Source organism: Delftia sp. PX-1 (genome assembly GCF_055797465.1).
Genome location: NZ_CP184763.1, coordinates 5,096,773 through 5,112,353, shown reverse-complemented (window position 1 = coordinate 5,112,353; position 15,581 = coordinate 5,096,773). Strand labels below are relative to the sequence as shown.

Here is a 15,581-nt window from a genome sequence, read left to right as displayed (position 1 = left end):
AACCTCAGTGCCTCCAGCGCAGCACCAGCGGATCGAGCCGCCGCGCAATGTCCAGCAGCTGGCGGCGCACCTCGGGGTGCATGGGCGGCCAGGGCGCGCGCGGCGCGTCGCAGGCGATCACGCCGCCGGCCTTCATCAGCGCCTTGGCGGCCAGGAAGCCGGCCTGGCGGTTTTCGTGGTTGATCAGGGGCAGCCAGCGCTGGTAGAGGGCGAATGCGGTGTCGGGGTCGCCGTTTCTGTGGGCTTCGATGATGGGGCGTATGCCGTCGGCAAAGCCGCCGCCCGTCATGGAGCCCGTGGCACCGGCTTGCAGGTCGGCCAGCAGGGTGATGGCTTCCTCGCCGTCCCAGGGGCCTTCGATGGCCTCGCCGCCCAGGGCGATGAGTTCGCGCAGCTTGCCGGCGGCGCCTGAGGTTTCCATCTTGAAGTAGCAGACCTGCTCGATCTCGCGGGCCATGCGCGCGAGGAAGGCGGGGGACAGCGGCGTGCCTGCGGCGGGCGCATCCTGCACCATGATGGGAATGGCGATGGCATCGGACACGGCCTGGAAGAAGCCCTGGATCTGGGCCTCGCCGAAGCGGAAGGTGGCGCCGTGGTAGGGCGGCATGACCATCACCATGGCCGCGCCCATGTCCTGCGCGCGGCGGCTTCGCTCGGCGCACACGCGCGATGAGGTGTGCGTGGTGGTGACGATCACGGGCACACGGCCCGCCACATGTTCCAGCGCCGTGCGCGTGAGGGTCTCGCGCTCGTCATCGGCCAGCAGGAACTGCTCGGAGAAGTTGGCCAGGATGCACAGGCCGTCCACGCCCGAGTCGATCATGAAGTCCAGGCAACGCTTCTGGCTGGCCAGGTCCAGCGTGCCGTCCTCGTGAAAGGTGGTGGGTACCACGGGGAAGATGCCGCTGTAGCGCGGCCGAGAAATTCCGGGCATGGCGTGCTCCCTCATTCGACGATGCGGAACTGGTCCAGGTACTCGGTCTTGAGCGTGAGGCCCAGGCCCGGCACATCGTCCCTGAGCTGCAGGAAGCCGTTCTCGGCCACGGGCTCGCCGTCGAAGATGTACCAGAACAGCTCGTTGCCCACTTCCACGTCGAAGATGGGGAAGTACTCGGCCATGGGCGAGGCCAGCGTGCTCATGGTCAGGTGGTAGTTGTGCATCTGGCCCGCATGCGGGATCACGGGCACGCTGAACGCCTCGCACAGCGCATTGATCTTGTGCGCGGCCGTGATGCCGCCCACGCGGTTGGTGTCGTACTGCACGACGCTGACGGCCTTCTTGTCGAGCAGCTGCTTGAAGCCGTAGAGGCTGAACTCGTGCTCGCCGCCCGAGATCGGAATGCTGCTGAGGCGGCTGAGTTCGGCGTAGCCGTCGATGTCGTCGGCGATCACGGGCTCCTCCAGCCAGCGCGGCTCGAACTTCTCCAGCTTGGGCAGCATGCGCCTGGCGTACTCCAGGTTCCAGCCCATGTAGCACTCCAGCATCAGGTCGCAGTCGTAGCCTATGACTTCGCGCACGGCCTCGACCGAGCGCAGGTTCTCGCGCACGCCTTCCTGCAGATGGGCCGGGCCGTAGCCGAAGCGCATCTTGAAGGCCTTGAAGCCCTGGTCCAGGAATTTTTGCGCCTCTTGCTGCATGGCCTTGAGGTCGGTGCGGTAGAGCTTGCTGTAGTAGCAGGGAATCCTTTGCTTGGTGCGCCCGCCCAGCAGCTTGAACACGGGCTTGTTCACGCTCTTGCCCAGGATGTCCCAGATGGCCAGGTCCACGGCCGAGATGGCGGCCATGGTCACGCCCTTGCGGCCCCAGGCGTGCGTGGCGCGGTACATGCGCTGCCACAGGTATTCGTAGTCCCACGGGTCGTGGCCGATGACCAGGGGCGCCAGGTACTCGTCGATGATGGCCTTGGCGATGCGCGGCGCCAGCGCCACGTTGCCCAGGCCGACGATGCCGTCATCGGTCTCGATCTCCACCACCGTCCAGGAATGGAAGCGGAAGGTGGACATGGTCTCCTGCGGCGCATAGAGCAGGTCCATGGCGTTGGAGCAGAAGTTGCCCTGGGGCGGCACGGTCTTGCCTTGCCATTCGTAGACGCGGGCGCGGACGGATTTGATTTTCATGATGGTGAGGGCGGGGGAGTGAAGTCAGTCAGGACAGGCGCGCGGCGCCCATGCGGCAGGCGATCAGGAAGGCCTGCCAGGTGGCCTCCACGCTGGCCCGGCCCTGGCCCGCGATGTCATAGGCCGTGCCGTGGGCCGGCGTGGTGATGGGGATCGGCAGGCCGCCCTGCACGGTCACGCCGCGCGAGAAGCCCAGCAGCTTGATGGCGATCTGGCCCTGGTCGTGGTACATGGTCACGATGGCCTGGTACTCGCCGGCCTGGGCCTTCAGGAAGATGGTGTCGGCCGGGAAGGGGCCGTGGAACGGGTCGGGCGTGGGCCAGTCGCGGGCCTGCAGCGCGCGCACGGCCGGCGCGATGATGTCGATTTCCTCGCGCCCGCAGGTGCCGCCGTCGCCGTTGTGCGGGTTGAAGCCCGCAATCGCCACCTTGGGGGCCGCCATGCCGCTGGCCAGCAGCGCGCGGTAGATCAGCTCGGCCGCCTGGGCGATGCGCTCCTGGCTCAGATAGCTGGCCACGTCCCTGAGCGGCACATGGGACGAAATGCGCGAGGTCCACAGATCGCCCAGCGTGTTGAATTCGCAGAAATAGCCGCTCACACCCAGGTACTCGGCAAAGTGGTGCAGCTCGTCCTCATGGCGCAGGCCGCCCAGCTTCATGGCCTGCTTGTTGAGCGGCGCAAAGCAGATGGCGTCGATCTGGCCGGCCTGGGCCGCGTCCATGCACCGGTCCAGCACCTGCAGCACCGAGCGCCCGCCTGCGGCTTCGGCACGACCCTGGTGCACGGCATCGGGGGCCACCGTGTCCAGGGCCAGGAAGGCGGGCAGGGCGGTATCGGTGCGGCCACGTGCATGGGCCATGCTGGCGATGGGTGTGGAGGCCACCTGCAGGCCCGCGATGCGCTGGCCCTGCTGCCACAGCCAGGGGTCGCCGGCCAGCACGATGTTGGCCTTTTGCATGGCCTCGGGCCGCGCCAGCAGGCGTGCGATCAGTTCGGCGCCTATGCCGGCGGGATCGCCCAGGGTCAGGGCGACGACGGGAAGTTCGGATGCGGGCATGTGCGGCTCAGTCGATCTTGATGTGGTTCTTGCGGATGATTTCGCCAAAGCGCTGGTACTCGGCGTTGTGCAAGGCAATGAACTCCGCCTGGCCCATGGGCTGCAGCTCGGCGCCCACGGCCTCCAGGCGCGTGCGCGTCTCGGGCAGGGCCAGCACCTTGTTGACTTCGTCGTGCACCCGGGCCTGCACGGCGCGGGGTGTGGCCGCTGGCATGTAGATGCCGTACCAGGCGCCTATCTCCACGCCGGGCAGGCCGGCCTCGGCCAGCGTCGGCACCTGGGGCAGCTGGGCGTTGCGGCGCGGCGACGTCACGCCCAGCGGGCGCAGCTTGCCGGCCTTGATCTGGCCGATCACCGAAGGCATGGTGTCGAAGCTCATCTGCACCTGGCCGCTGACCAGGTCCACCAGGGCGGCGGCGCTGCCCTTGTAGGGCACGTGGGTCAGTTCAATGCCGGCCGCGTCCTTGAACATCTCGGCCGCGATGTGCTGGGTGCTGCCCGTGCCGCTGCTGGCGAAGTTGATCCTGCCGGGCTCCTTGCGGGCCAGGGCGACCAGTTCCTGCACCGAGTTCGCGGGCAGGTTGTTTCCCACCACCAGCACATTGGGCACTGCGCCCACATAGGCCACGGGCACCAGGTCGCGGTTGCTGTCGTAGCCCAGCTTGAGCAGGTGCGGGGCAATGGCATGGGCCGTGACCACGCCCATCACCATGGTGTGCCCGTCCGTGGACTTGGCCGTCATGTCCACGGCCAGGGTGTTGGAGACGCCGGGGCGGTTTTCCACGATCACGGGCTGGCGCAGCAGCGGCGCGAGCCGGTCGGCCACGGCGCGTGCCATGGCATCCGTGCCGCCGCCCGGGGCCGAGCCCACCAGCATGCGCACGGGCCGCGCGGGCCAGTCGGGCGGGATTGGCGGGGTTTGAGCGGTGGCGAGCGAGGGCAGCAGGGCGGCTGCGGCCAGCAGGATGCGGCGTTGCATGTCTTGTCTCCGGTGCTTTTGTTGTGGGTCCATGCTAGGCAGGCAATTGATTGCCGTAAACTGAAAATTGCTGATGAATGGATAACTCCAGGCAATCAATTCAAAGGGACTTCCATGGGCTCCATCGACCGCAGGGACAGCACGCCGCAACTGCTCAACCGCCTGCGCATGCGGCAGGTGGCGCTGATGCTGGCCATAGAGGAACAGGGCACGCTGCGCGGCGCTGCAGCCCGGCTGGGCCTGAGCCAGCCGGCGGCCACCAAGATGCTGCATGAGCTGGAAGGCGCGCTGGGCCTGCCGCTGTTCGAGCGCGTGGGCCGCGGCCTGCAACTGAACGCCGCCGGCGAGCGCGTGACGGGCTACTTCCGCCACCTGCGCGGCGGCATGGAGGCGCTGAACCGCGAGCTGCAGGAACTGCGCGAAGGCAGCGCGGGGCGGCTGGCCGTGGGCAGCATCATGGCGGCGTCGCCGGGCCGCCTCACGCAGGCGCTGCTGGCGCTCAAGCGCCAGTGGCCGCTGTTGTCCATCGAGGTGGCCGTGGACACCAGCGACCGGCTGCTGGCGCAGTTGCAGGACGGGGTGCTGGAGGTGGTGGTGGGCCGTCCGGCCGGGCCGTCCGACGCGGATCACCGTTTTTGCTCGCTCGATGATGAGGCCCTGTCCATCATCGCGGGCTGCGGCCATCCGCTGGCGCGTGCCCGCAGCGTGAGCTTTGCGCAGCTGCAGGCCCATGGCTGGGTGCTGCAGCCGCCGGGCAGTCCCATGCGCGCGCTGATCGACCAGGAGTTCCAGGCCCACGGCCTGCCGCTGCCGCGCGGCCTGATCGAGACGGGCTCCATCCTCACCACCATGAACCTGGTGCGCAACTCCGATCTGGTGGCCGTGATACCGCAGGCCGTGGCCCGCGACCATGCCGAGCACGGCATGGTCCGCATCCTGCCCTACCGCATGCGCCGCAACCTGCAGTCCTACGGCAGCCTGGTGCGCCGCGACCGGCCGCTGAGCCAGGCGGCCGCCAGCTTTCTGGCGCTGTTGCACGGGCAGGAGCCGCCGCCGGCATCCGCGCCCTAGCCGATGTACCGCACCAGATGCGGGCTGACCCGCTTGCAGTAGCTCTTGCAGACGCGGCGCAGCACCTGGGCGGTGTCGGTGACGCCGGGCGGCGGGCTCTTGGGGTACCAGGTGGTGATGCGAAAGGAGGGTGGCGTGGGCAGATCCAGTTCCACCAGCTCCCCGCTTGCCAGCTGCGGCGCCACCAGCATGCCGTGCATGATGGCGACGCCCAGGCCCTCGCGCACCAGCGAGACCAGGGCCGCCAGCGAGGGCGATCCCGAGATGCGCAGATCGCTGGAGACCATGCCGCTTTGCACGGCCAGTTGCTGTGCCATGGCCACGGCCTGCTCGTAGGGGCCGGTGCCGCGCATCTGTGTCAGCAATTGCTTGCCCAGCGCCTTGTGCAGTCCATCCTTCCTGGGCACCAGGCCCCGCCTGGCAATCCAGTGCACGGGCACCTCCAGCAGGTTCTCGACCACGGCGAACTGGGGGTCCACGCCGCTGCCGGTGCGCACGATCAGGTCCAGGTCGCGCCGCATCATCTGCTCCGACAGGTGGGTGCTCAGATCGACGGTCAGGTCCAGCTCGATATGCGGCAGGCTGGCACCCATCGCCTTGACGAATTCGGGCAGGAAGGTGTGTACCGCCGTCTCCAGCACGCCGACCCGCAGGCGGCAGCCGATGGCGTCGTCGGACCTGGCTGCACGCTCCAGGGTGCGTGCGGCTTCAATGACGGCCTCCGCATGCCGCAGCAGCCGGGCGCCGGCGTCGGTGATCTGCAGCGTCTTGCGGTCCCAGTGGAACAGGGTCACGCCCAGGTCCGACTCCAGCCCGCGTATGCGCATGGAGACGGCGCCGGGGCTGGCATGCACCAGTTCGGCCACGCGGCGCACGCTGCCGATGCGTGCCAGCAGCACAAAGGTTTCCAGAAAGCGGATGTTCATGGGGGTCTGCGCGGGCTGCGGTGGCTGTTCAGTTTTTCTGGGAGAGGCTGCGCACAATTCCTGAGTGGACCGGTGGCCTGCTGCTTTTTACATTGGGAGGCATCTCCACTCAATAGAGGCTCACCCATGACGCACTGGACCCATCCGACCGAGTTCCGACAGGAGGTGCGCGCCGGCCGCTTTCGCGGGCAGACGGCAGGGCAGTGCCCCGGCTACACCCAGGGCAACCTGGCGATATTGCCGCGCGAGTGCAGCGAGGAGTTCCTGCGCTTTGCTCGCCTCAACCCCAAGTCCTGCCCGCTGATCGGCGTGACCGAGCCCGGCAGCAGCCGCGTGCCCGAACTGGGCGATATCGATCTGAAGACCGACCTGCCCTCGTACTGGGTGTTTCGCGATGGTCACAGGGCCGAGCAGGTGAATGACCTCACGGACCTGTGGCGCGACGACCTGGTGGGCTTTGTCATCGGCTGCTCCTACTCCTTCGAGGATGCGCTGCGCGAGGCGGGCGTGCCCGTGCGCCACATCGATGAAGGCCGGGGCGCGCCCATGTTCATCTCCAGTATTCCCAACGGCCGGGCCGGCCGCTTCGGCGGCAGCTTGGTGGTCAGCATGCGGCCCATGACGGCGGCCCACGCCATCCGCGCCATCCAGGTCACTTCGCGCTTTCCCAGCGTGCATGGGGCGCCCGTGCACCTGGGCGATCCCGCGCAGATAGGCATTGCCGACATCGACAGGCCGGACTTCGGCGAGCCCATGGCGCTCAGGCCGGGAGAGATTCCCGTGTTCTGGGCCTGCGGCGTGACGCCCCAGCAGGCCATACGCTCGGCGGCCCTGCCATTCGCCATCACGCACGAGCCGGGCCACATGCTGGTGACGGAGTTGCGCAACAGCCATCTGGCCGCGTTCTGACGGCCTGCCTGCCTGGCTTGGGGCCCGCTTCGGCGGGCCTTTTTCTTTGCGTCGCTGGCCGGCAAGGGGCCGCTCCTGTTCAGTTTTCGTGAACAGAGGGGGCGAAAACTTCTCGATGGACGCGGTCCAGGGTCACTTTTAGATTGGACGCCAGTGGTGGGCACCGGCGGAGGGCCGTGCTCCAGGCCACGGTTTTCCTGACTTCAACTTCGAGACAAACGGGTTCCGACACCATGCAAGAACGCTCCATTCCCCATGACAGGCGCTGGCAATTCTGGATAGACCGTGGCGGTACGTTCACCGATGTGGTGGGCAAGCGGCCCGATGGCAGCCTGGTCACGCACAAGCTGCTGTCGGAGAACCCCGAGCAGTACCGGGACGCGGCCGTGGCCGGCATCCGCCACCTGCTGGGGCTGGCGCCGGGCGAGCCGGTCCCCGCCGATCAGGTGGAGTGCGTGAAGATGGGCACCACGGTGGCCACCAATGCGCTGCTGGAGCGCAAGGGCGAGCCCACGCTGCTGGTGACCACGCGGGGCTTTCGCGATGCGCTGCGCATCGCCTACCAGAACCGTCCGCGCCTGTTCGACCGCCATATCCAGTTGCCCGAACTGCTCTACAGCGAGGTGGTCGAGGCCGTGGAACGTGTGGATGCCCATGGGAAGGTGCTGCGCGAGCTGGACGGGCTGCACCTGCACACGGCGTTGGCCGCAGCCCATGCGCGCGGCCTGCGCAGCGTGGCCATCGTCTTCATGCATGGCTACCGCCATACGCGGCATGAGCAGATGGCGGCGCGCATTGCGCGGCAGTTGGGTTTCACGCAGGTCAGCACTTCGCACGAGACCAGTCCGCTGATGAAGTTCGTGAGCCGGGGCGATACCACGGTGGTCGATGCCTACCTGTCTCCCATCCTGCGCCGCTATGTGCAGCAGGTGGCTGCAGAGATGCCGGGAGTGCGGCTGTTCTTCATGCAGTCTTGCGGAGGGCTGTCCGACGCGGGCAGTTTTCAGGGCAAGGACGCCATCCTGAGCGGGCCGGCCGGAGGCATCGTGGGCATGGCGCGCACGGCGGGCCTGGCCGGGCACGACAGGGTCATCGGTTTCGACATGGGTGGCACATCCACCGACGTCAGCCACTATGCAGGCGCCTTCGAGCGCGAGTTCGAGACCCAGGTGGCCGGCGTGCGCATGCGCGCGCCGATGATGAGCATCCACACCGTGGCCGCCGGCGGCGGCTCGGTGCTGGCCTACGACGGTTCGCGGTTCCGCGTGGGACCCGAGAGCGCGGGTGCCCATCCCGGCCCGGCGAGCTATCGCCGCGGCGGCCCCCTGGCCGTGACCGATGCGAACGTGATGGTCGGCAAGGTCCAGCCGCGCTACTTTCCCAGCGTGTTCGGGCCTGCCGCCAACGAGCGACTGGACGGCGAGGCCGTGCGTGTCCGCTTCGAGGAACTGGCGCGGCAGACGGGGCGCACTCCCGAGGACGTGGCCGAGGGCTTCATCCGCATCGCCGTGCAGCAGATGGCCAACGCCATCAAGAAGATCAGCGTGGCGCGCGGCTATGACGTCACGCGCTATACGCTGCAGTGCTTCGGCGGCGCGGGCGGCCAGCATGCCTGCCTGGTGGCCGATGCGCTGGGCATGTCCCGCGTGTTCGTGCATCCGCTGGCCGGCGTGCTCAGCGCCTATGGCATGGGCCTGGCGGACCAGACCGTGATCCGCGAGCAGGCCATGGAGCTGGCGCTGACTGCCGAGGCCCTGCCGCTGATCGCCGAATGCCTGGATGCGCTGGGCACGGGCGCGCAGGCGGAGCTGGAGCGCCGGCAGGTCGGCGCAGGCCCTGTGCAGGTGCGGCACAACGTGCATGTGCGCTACGAGGGCTCCGATTCCGCCTTGGTCGTGCCCTTTGGCTCCCTGCCGGGCATTCAGTCGGCTTTCGAGTCGGCCTACCGCCAGCGTTTCGCCTTTCTGATGGCGGGCAAGGGCCTGGTGGTGGAAGCCGTGTCGGTCGAAGCCGTGATTGCGGGCGATGCGCCCGGCGAGCCGCTGCTGCCGGAGCATCCGCCGCGCGAGCATCCGCGCCGCGAAACCGTGCGCATGTACTCCGGCGGCGCCTGGCATGGCGCGGCCCTGGTGGTGCGCGAGGACCTGCGGCCCGGCGACGTCATTGCCGGCCCGGCCATCATCGCCGAGCGCAACGCCACCACCGTGATCGAGCCTGGCTGGTCGGCCAGGCTCACCGGGCTGGATCACCTGGTGCTGGACCGGGTGGTGCCGCGCAAGGTCGAGTACGCGGCCGGCACGACGGTGGACCCTGTGCTGCTGGAGGTCTTCAACAACCTGTTCATGAACATTGCCGAGCAGATGGGCCTGCAGCTGCAGAACACCGCCTATTCGGTGAACATCAAGGAGCGGCTGGATTTCAGCTGCGCGCTGTTCGATGCCCGGGGCCATCTCATCGCCAACGCGCCGCACATGCCCGTCCATCTGGGCTCCATGGGCGAAAGCATCCAGACGGTGATCCGCAGGAACGCCGGGCGCATGGCCCAGGGCGATGTCTACGTGCTCAACGACCCCTACCAGGGTGGCACCCATCTGCCGGACATCACCGTCATCACGCCGGTCCATATCGCCGGCGAGGCATCTCCGACCTTCTACGTCGGCAGCCGGGGCCACCATGCCGATGTGGGCGGCATCACGCCGGGCTCCATGCCGCCGTTTTCCACGCGCATCGAGGAAGAGGGCGTGCAGATCGACAACTTCAAGCTGGTCGATCGCGGCGTGCTGCGCGCCCAGGAGATGGTCGAGCTGCTGCAAAGCGGCGAGTACCCGAGCCGCAACCCGCAGCAGAACCTGGCCGACCTGAAGGCCCAGATCGCGGCCAATGAAAAAGGCGTGCAGGAGCTGCACAAGATGGTGGCGCAGTTCGGCCTGCCCGTGGTGCAGGCCTACATGGGCCATGTGCAGGACAACGCCGAGGAGTCGGTGCGCCGCGTCATCACGCGGCTCAGGGACGGGCAGTTCACGCTGGAACTGGACAACGGCGCGCAGATCCGCGTGGCCGTCACCGTCGATACGGCCGAGCGCAGTGCCGTCATCGATTTCTCGGGCACCAGCGTCCAGCAGACCAACAACTTCAATGCGCCGCGCGCCGTGTGCATGGCGGCCGTGCTCTATGTGTTCCGCACGCTGGTGGACGACGACATCCCGCTCAACGCGGGCTGCCTCAAGCCTTTGAAAGTCATCATCCCCCAGGGCTGCATGCTCAACCCCAACCCGCCCGCTTCGGTGGTAGCGGGCAATGTGGAGACCTCCACCTGCATCACCAACGCGCTGTTCGGCGCGCTGGGCGTGATGGCGGGCAGCCAGCCCACCATGAACAACTTCACCTTCGGCAATGCGCACCACCAGTACTACGAAACCATTGCCGGCGGCAGCGGCGCGGGCGCGGTGCTGGACGCCGAGGGCCGGGTGGAGCGCGGCTTCAACGGCACCAGCGTCGTCCAGACGCACATGACCAATTCGCGCCTGACCGATCCGGAGGTGCTGGAGTTCCGCTTCCCCGTGATGCTGGACAGCTATGAGATCCGCGACGGCTCGGGCGGCGGCGGGCGCTGGCACGGCGGCAACGGCGGCGTGCGGCGCGTGCGCTTCCTGGAGCCCATGACGGCCAGCATCCTGTCCAACGGGCGCCTGAATCCGGCCTTCGGCATGGCAGGTGGCCAGCCGGGGCAGCCGGGCATCAACCGTGTGCTGCGTGCCGATGGCCAGGTCGAGGAACTGGACCACATCGGCGCCGTGCACATGCAGCCGGGCGACATCTTCGAAGTCTGCACGCCGGGGGGCGGCGGCTACGGAACGGCGGCCTGACACGCCGCCAGCAGGGGGCATGGCGCGGGCGGGGGAGGGCCGCCCGGCCAGGCCCGGATCACAACCGATGGAGTGCCATTGAATGCAAGACGCTTCGCGCAGCCGAAGTGCAAGGAGACAACAAATGACAAGCCTTGACAACGCAAGGACCCTGGCCGCAGAGCAGCACCGGGGCCACTGGCTGGGCCAGCTCGAGCCCAAGGAAAAGCGGGCGCTGACGGCCTCGTTCGGCGGCTATGCCGTGGACGCCTTCGACTACTACACGCTGCCCCTGGTCACCCCGATCCTGCTGTCGCTGTGGGGCATGAGCAAGACCGAGGTCGGCCTGATCGGCACCTCGACTCTGGTGGCCTCGGCCATCGGCGGATGGATGGCCGGCATCCTGGCGGACCGCTACGGGCGCGTGCGTGTGCTGCAGTGGACCATCCTCGTGTTCGCGCTTTTCACCTTCGCCTGCGGCCTGGCGCAGACGCCGGGCCAGTTGCTGCTGGCGCGCACGCTGCAGGGGCTGGGCTTTGGCGGCGAATGGGCCGTGGGCTCGGTGCTGATCGCCGAGACCATACGGCCGGCCTTCAGGGGCAAGGCGGTGGGCCTGGTGCAAAGCAGCTGGTCCATAGGCTGGGGCGCGGCCGTGCTGGTGTCCATGGCGCTGTTCTCGTTTCTGCCGCCCGAGATCTCATGGCGGGCCATGTTCCTGCTGGGCCTGCTGCCGGCCCTGCTGATCCTGTACATACGCCGCACCGTCAAGGACCCCGAGGTCTACCTGAAGACCCGTGCCGCCGTGGGCCGGGGCGAGCGCAGCGGGCACTTCCTGGACATCTTCAAGGGCGGCATGCTCAAGACCACGGTGCTGGCCAGCCTGATGTTCACCGGCATGCAGGGCGGCTACTACGCCATTGCCGTGTGGCTGCCCACCTTCCTGAAGAACGAGCGCCACCTGACAGTGCTGGGCTCGGGCGGCTACCAGTTCATGTTCATCTTCGGCGCCTTTGCAGGCTACCTGTGCGGTGCCTACGCCTCCGACCGGCTGGGCCGGCGCCTGGCCTTCACGCTGTTCGCCATCGGCGCCGGCAGCCTGGCCTATGCCTATACGCTGCTGCCCATCACCGATGCCTGGATGCTGGTGCTGGGCTTTCCGCTGGGCTTTTTCATGTCGGGCATCTTCAGCGGCGCCGGAGCCTTCCTGGCCGAGCTGTTCCCCAACGAACTGCGCGGCTCCGGCCAGGGCTTTTGCTACAACTTCGGCCGCGGCATCGGGGCCACCTTCCCCGCGCTGGTGGGTGTGTTCAGCGACCGGCTGGGCCTGTCGCTGGGCATGGCCATCGGCATCTGCGCCACGGCGGGCTACGTGATGGTGGTGTTGTTCGCCATGTGCCTGCCGGAGACGCGAGGCCGGGATCTGGCCGCGCAGTGAAGCGCTGGCCAGACCGGCCACGGCACGCTCAGTAGCTGCCCATGTAGTCGCGCTTGCCGACCTCGACACCGTTGTGGCGCAGCAGGGCATAGGCGGTGGTCACATGGAAGAAGAACTGCGGCAGGCCGTAGTGCAGCAGGTAGGCGCTGGCGCTCAGCTTTCTTTCCTTGGGCGTGCCGGGGCGCAGCACGATCTCGCGGGACTCGCTTTGCGCGAACTGCTCGGGCGCGAACGAGCCCACATGGTCCAGCGCCTTGGTGATCAGCGCCTGCAGTTCGGCAAAGCTGGTCTGCGTGTCGGGCCACGAAGGCACCTCGGCGCCGGCCAGGCGCGAGGCGATGCCCTTGGCGAAGTCCGCAGCAATCTGCACCTGGCGCACCAGCGGGAACATGTCGGGGAACAGGCGGGCCTGCAGCAGGGCGTCGGGATCGATGTTCTTCTGCGCGGCGTGTTCCTCGGCCTTTTTGAGCACGTCGGACAGGGCCTTCAGCATCTGCTGCAGGACGGGAATGGAGGCGGTGTACAGGGGGCTGGTCATTGCGGGCTCGCTAAGGATTGTGAAGGGCTGGCAATCGCATGCATCTGCATCCATCGCCAGCCGGCACAGGCTAACAGCAACTGCTTTCACTTGCCGCCTGCGCTAGCATGCGCGCCATGCAAATCCCTGAAGCCGCTCCCTCGTTCGAAGGCCTTGGCCAGGCCGGATTCGGCGCCGCCATCTTCGACATGGACGGCCTGCTCATAGACTCCGAGCCCTTCTGGAAGCGTGCCGAGCGCGAGTCCTTTGCCGAGGTCGGCATCGACATCACGGCCGAGATGTCCCGCGTGACGGCGCCCATGACCACGGCGCAGGTTGCCGCGCACTGGTATGCCCACCGGCCCTGGCAGGGGCCCAGCCAGCGCGAGCTGGAGAGTCGCGTGGTCGCGCGCGTGGCGGCCCTGGTCAGCGCGCATGGGCAGGCCCTGCCCGGCGTGCGCGAAACACTGGGCGCCTGCCGCGCCCTGGGCTGGCGCGTGGCGCTGGCCTCGAACTCTCCTTTGTCTTTGTGCCACCACACCCTGGATGCGCTGGGCCTGCGGCCGGCGTTCGACGCCATCGTCTCGGCCGAGCAGGTGGTGCGCGGCAAGCCCGCGCCCGACATCTATTACTTCGCGGCGCAACGCCTGGGCGTGCCGACCGGGCGCTGCCTGGTGTTCGAGGACTCGGTCTCGGGAACACATGCGGCGCGGCAGGCCGGCATGACCGTCATCGCCGTGCCGTCCGAGGACCAGTGCTTCGACGGGGCGCAGCCTGCGCCGCACTGGGTGGTGCCCACGCTGGTGGCGCTGCATGGGGCAGCGGGCCGGTAAGGCATCCGCAGCACCCGCATCGCATGGCGCGTGTCGGCCGCAAGGGTGTTGATGAGAACCATTCTCAGTACAATCGCCGCCCGTGCCGTTCTTCTTCGTCCTGTCCGTTTCCCATGCTGGCGTGCCTGCCTGCGTCCTGACCGCTGTGCCGGGAGCCTGCCCGTGAGCGCGCGCGTGCCAGGCGCGGACGATGATGCCGCCCCCTCGCTGCTGGCCCGCGTGTATGCGCGCTGGCACCAGCCTCTGCGCCGCCTGCTGGGCCGGCAGATGCGCAACCGCGAGGATGCCGAGGATGCGGTGCAGGAGGTCTTCGTGCGCTATGCGGCCTCGGGCAAGGCCCTGCCGCCCGAGGAGCAGGAGCCCTATCTGCGCGTGATCGCCCGCCATGTCTCGCACGATGCCTGGCGCCGCTCGGCGGGCGCGCCGGGGCGCGAATCGGTCTCGCTGGATGAACACATGGAACTGGCGCAGCAACTGCCGGCCGGCGAGGGGTCGGACCCCCTTCAGGCGGCGCACCACCGCGAGCGCCTGTGCCGGCTGGAGCAGGCCATGGCCGAGCTGCCCGAGCGCCGCCGCGAGGCCTTCGTGCTGCACAGCATCGACGGGCTCACGCAGACCGAGGTGGCGCAGCGCATGGGCATCTCGCGCCGCATGGTGCACAACCATGTGACGCTGGCCATGGCCTATTGCGAACTGCGCGTGCAGTACGGCAGCGCCGAAGACATGCGCCTGATGCAGGGCCTGTTGGCGCAGGCCGCGACGGACGGGGAGGGCCGGGAATGACGCTGACCCCGCAACGCCTGCAACTGCACGCCCGCGCCGCCGACTACTTCGCCCGCCGCCGCGAAGCCGACTGGACCGGCGCCGATGAGCGCGAACTCGACGCCTGGCTGGCCGCCGACCCGCAGCACCGCAGCATCTTCGAGAGCCTGGGGCGCACGGTGCTGGACCTGCAGCAGTTGCCCAGGCCGGTGCTGGCCTGCGACGCGGCTGCTGCGCCGCAAGCCAGGGCGAGCGGGCCGCGTGCGCAGACACAGGCCCACTTGCCCGCGCCGGCACGTCAGCGCACACGCCGCGGCCTGATGCCGGCGTTGCTGTCGGTGGCTCTGGTCACGACGCTGGCCCTGGGCGGCGGCTGGTATGCCTGGGACAACCACGCAAGCCATGTGATCGAGATGGTCACCGGCCCCGGCGAGGTGCGCGAGGCCGAACTGCCCGATGGCACGCGGGTCACGCTGAATTTTTCCTCCAGGCTGCAGGTGCGCTACTACCCGCGCCGCCGCGAGACGGTGCTGGACCAGGGCGAGGCCTTCTTCCAGGTCGCCGCCGACCGGTCACGGCCCTTCACCGTGGACAGCGGCGCCAGCCAGATCCGCGTGGTGGGCACGGCCTTCAATGTGCGCGCCGGGCCGCCAGCGCTGGTGGTCAAGGTGCTGGAGGGCAAGGTGGAGCTGCGCCCCGATCGCCATGCGGCGGACGACCGGCGCCTGCTGCTGGGCGCGGGTGCCGGCATGTCCGTCGATGCCCGCGACGGCACACGGCAGCCGCTGGCCGCGGGCGCGGACACCGTGGGTGACTGGCGCAGCGGCCAGCTGGTGTTCCAGCAGGCGCCGCTGACCCAGGTGGCAGCCGATCTGGCCCGCTACCTGGGCCGGCCCGTGCGCGTGGACGGCGATGCGCGGCTGGCCGCGCTGTCCGTGTCCGGCGTGGCGCTGACCGGCAAGCCCGAGGTGTTTCTGCGCTCGCTGCCGCACTTGTTGCCGGTGCGTGTGCAGGGCGATGCGCAAGGCGGCTGGCGGATCTCGGCGCACTGAGTGCTCTTTCTCTTCTTTTGTAAATAAATGTAAATTGCCCGTTTTCCTGGTCTCGCCACATTCCCACTTTGGCGCGA

General features: G+C 68.4%; 13 protein-coding genes. 7 read left to right on the top strand and 6 right to left on the bottom strand.

Annotated features, from left to right (window positions below; all coding sequences use genetic code 11):
- Positions 1–4: 4 nt before the first annotated feature.
- Genes ACN20X_RS23400 through ACN20X_RS23385 form a run of 4 tightly spaced genes read right to left on the bottom strand, consistent with a single transcriptional unit; the run spans position 5 to position 4,154 of the window.
- The gene (locus ACN20X_RS23400) at positions 5–934 is read right to left on the bottom strand and encodes a dihydrodipicolinate synthase family protein (protein WP_473209961.1); all 930 of its coding nucleotides are present in this window, start codon (positions 932–934) and stop codon (positions 5–7) included.
- A gap of 11 nt (positions 935–945) precedes the next feature.
- On the bottom strand, positions 946–2,118 hold the full coding sequence (locus tag ACN20X_RS23395; protein WP_473209960.1) for an L-rhamnonate dehydratase: 1,173 nt from the start codon (positions 2,116–2,118) through the stop codon (positions 946–948).
- Positions 2,119–2,146: 28 nt separating this feature from the next.
- Positions 2,147–3,175, bottom strand: a complete 1,029-nt coding sequence (locus ACN20X_RS23390; RefSeq protein WP_473209959.1) for a 4-hydroxythreonine-4-phosphate dehydrogenase PdxA — start codon at positions 3,173–3,175, stop codon at positions 2,147–2,149.
- Between the two features lie 7 nt (positions 3,176–3,182).
- The gene (locus ACN20X_RS23385) at positions 3,183–4,154 is read right to left on the bottom strand and encodes a Bug family tripartite tricarboxylate transporter substrate binding protein (RefSeq protein WP_473209958.1); all 972 of its coding nucleotides are present in this window, start codon (positions 4,152–4,154) and stop codon (positions 3,183–3,185) included.
- Positions 4,155–4,268: 114 nt separating this feature from the next.
- Here ACN20X_RS23385 and ACN20X_RS23380 point away from each other — a divergent pair, with 114 nt between their 5' ends.
- Positions 4,269–5,225 carry a LysR family transcriptional regulator gene (locus ACN20X_RS23380; protein WP_047473884.1) on the top strand — a complete coding sequence of 319 codons (957 nt, stop codon included), beginning with the start codon at positions 4,269–4,271 and terminating at the stop codon, positions 5,223–5,225.
- Here ACN20X_RS23380 and ACN20X_RS23375 read toward each other — a convergent pair.
- Positions 5,222–6,151, bottom strand: a complete 930-nt coding sequence (locus ACN20X_RS23375; protein WP_016447520.1) for a LysR family transcriptional regulator — start codon at positions 6,149–6,151, stop codon at positions 5,222–5,224. The genes ACN20X_RS23380 and ACN20X_RS23375 overlap by 4 nt on opposite strands.
- Positions 6,152–6,277: 126 nt before the next feature.
- Here ACN20X_RS23375 and ACN20X_RS23370 point away from each other — a divergent pair, with 126 nt between their 5' ends.
- From ACN20X_RS23370 to ACN20X_RS23360, 3 genes are all read left to right on the top strand, one after another.
- Positions 6,278–7,060, top strand: a complete 783-nt coding sequence (locus ACN20X_RS23370; RefSeq protein WP_473209957.1) for a putative hydro-lyase — start codon at positions 6,278–6,280, stop codon at positions 7,058–7,060.
- Between the two features lie 233 nt (positions 7,061–7,293).
- Positions 7,294–10,926 (top strand): hydantoinase B/oxoprolinase family protein, encoded by a 3,633-nt coding sequence (locus tag ACN20X_RS23365; protein WP_473209956.1) that lies wholly within the window; start codon positions 7,294–7,296, stop codon positions 10,924–10,926.
- Between the two features lie 124 nt (positions 10,927–11,050).
- Positions 11,051–12,340: an MFS transporter gene (locus ACN20X_RS23360; protein ID WP_212646531.1), complete on the top strand. Its 1,290-nt coding sequence runs from the start codon at positions 11,051–11,053 to the stop codon at positions 12,338–12,340.
- A 28-nt stretch (positions 12,341–12,368) separates the two neighbouring features.
- On the opposite strand, the gene ACN20X_RS23355 is transcribed toward ACN20X_RS23360, so the two are convergent.
- Positions 12,369–12,878: a DUF1993 domain-containing protein gene (locus ACN20X_RS23355; protein ID WP_473209955.1), complete on the bottom strand. Its 510-nt coding sequence runs from the start codon at positions 12,876–12,878 to the stop codon at positions 12,369–12,371.
- Positions 12,879–12,994: 116 nt separating this feature from the next.
- Between ACN20X_RS23355 and hxpB the strand changes: the two genes are divergently transcribed.
- The 3 genes from hxpB (at position 12,995) to ACN20X_RS23340 (ending at position 15,504) form a co-directional block, all read left to right on the top strand.
- The gene (hxpB, locus tag ACN20X_RS23350; RefSeq protein ID WP_473209954.1) at positions 12,995–13,690 is read left to right on the top strand and encodes a hexitol phosphatase HxpB; all 696 of its coding nucleotides are present in this window, start codon (positions 12,995–12,997) and stop codon (positions 13,688–13,690) included.
- Between the two features lie 162 nt (positions 13,691–13,852).
- On the top strand, positions 13,853–14,473 hold the full coding sequence (locus ACN20X_RS23345; protein WP_034367296.1) for an RNA polymerase sigma factor: 621 nt from the start codon (positions 13,853–13,855) through the stop codon (positions 14,471–14,473).
- Complete coding sequence (locus ACN20X_RS23340) at positions 14,470–15,504, top strand: FecR family protein (protein WP_473209953.1); 1,035 nt, start codon at positions 14,470–14,472, stop codon at positions 15,502–15,504. Before ACN20X_RS23345 ends, ACN20X_RS23340 begins: the two co-directional genes overlap by 4 nt.
- Positions 15,505–15,581 lie beyond the last annotated feature (77 nt).

What these genes read in the sequence shown, in the direction of transcription:
- ACN20X_RS23400 (WP_473209961.1), bottom strand. Translation starts at nt 934, where the DNA reads ATGCCCGGAATTTCTCGGCCGCGCTACAGCGGCATCTTCCCCGTGGTA.
- ACN20X_RS23395 (WP_473209960.1), bottom strand. Translation starts at nt 2,118, where the DNA reads ATGAAAATCAAATCCGTCCGCGCCCGCGTCTACGAATGGCAAGGCAAG.
- ACN20X_RS23390 (WP_473209959.1), bottom strand. Translation starts at nt 3,175, where the DNA reads ATGCCCGCATCCGAACTTCCCGTCGTCGCCCTGACCCTGGGCGATCCC.
- ACN20X_RS23385 (WP_473209958.1), bottom strand. Translation starts at nt 4,154, where the DNA reads ATGCAACGCCGCATCCTGCTGGCCGCAGCCGCCCTGCTGCCCTCGCTC.
- ACN20X_RS23380 (WP_047473884.1), top strand. Translation starts at nt 4,269, where the DNA reads ATGGGCTCCATCGACCGCAGGGACAGCACGCCGCAACTGCTCAACCGC.
- ACN20X_RS23375 (WP_016447520.1), bottom strand. Translation starts at nt 6,151, where the DNA reads ATGAACATCCGCTTTCTGGAAACCTTTGTGCTGCTGGCACGCATCGGC.
- ACN20X_RS23370 (WP_473209957.1), top strand. Translation starts at nt 6,278, where the DNA reads ATGACGCACTGGACCCATCCGACCGAGTTCCGACAGGAGGTGCGCGCC.
- ACN20X_RS23365 (WP_473209956.1), top strand. Translation starts at nt 7,294, where the DNA reads ATGCAAGAACGCTCCATTCCCCATGACAGGCGCTGGCAATTCTGGATA.
- ACN20X_RS23360 (WP_212646531.1), top strand. Translation starts at nt 11,051, where the DNA reads ATGACAAGCCTTGACAACGCAAGGACCCTGGCCGCAGAGCAGCACCGG.
- ACN20X_RS23355 (WP_473209955.1), bottom strand. Translation starts at nt 12,878, where the DNA reads ATGACCAGCCCCCTGTACACCGCCTCCATTCCCGTCCTGCAGCAGATG.
- hxpB (WP_473209954.1), top strand. Translation starts at nt 12,995, where the DNA reads ATGCAAATCCCTGAAGCCGCTCCCTCGTTCGAAGGCCTTGGCCAGGCC.
- ACN20X_RS23340 (WP_473209953.1), top strand. Translation starts at nt 14,470, where the DNA reads ATGACGCTGACCCCGCAACGCCTGCAACTGCACGCCCGCGCCGCCGAC.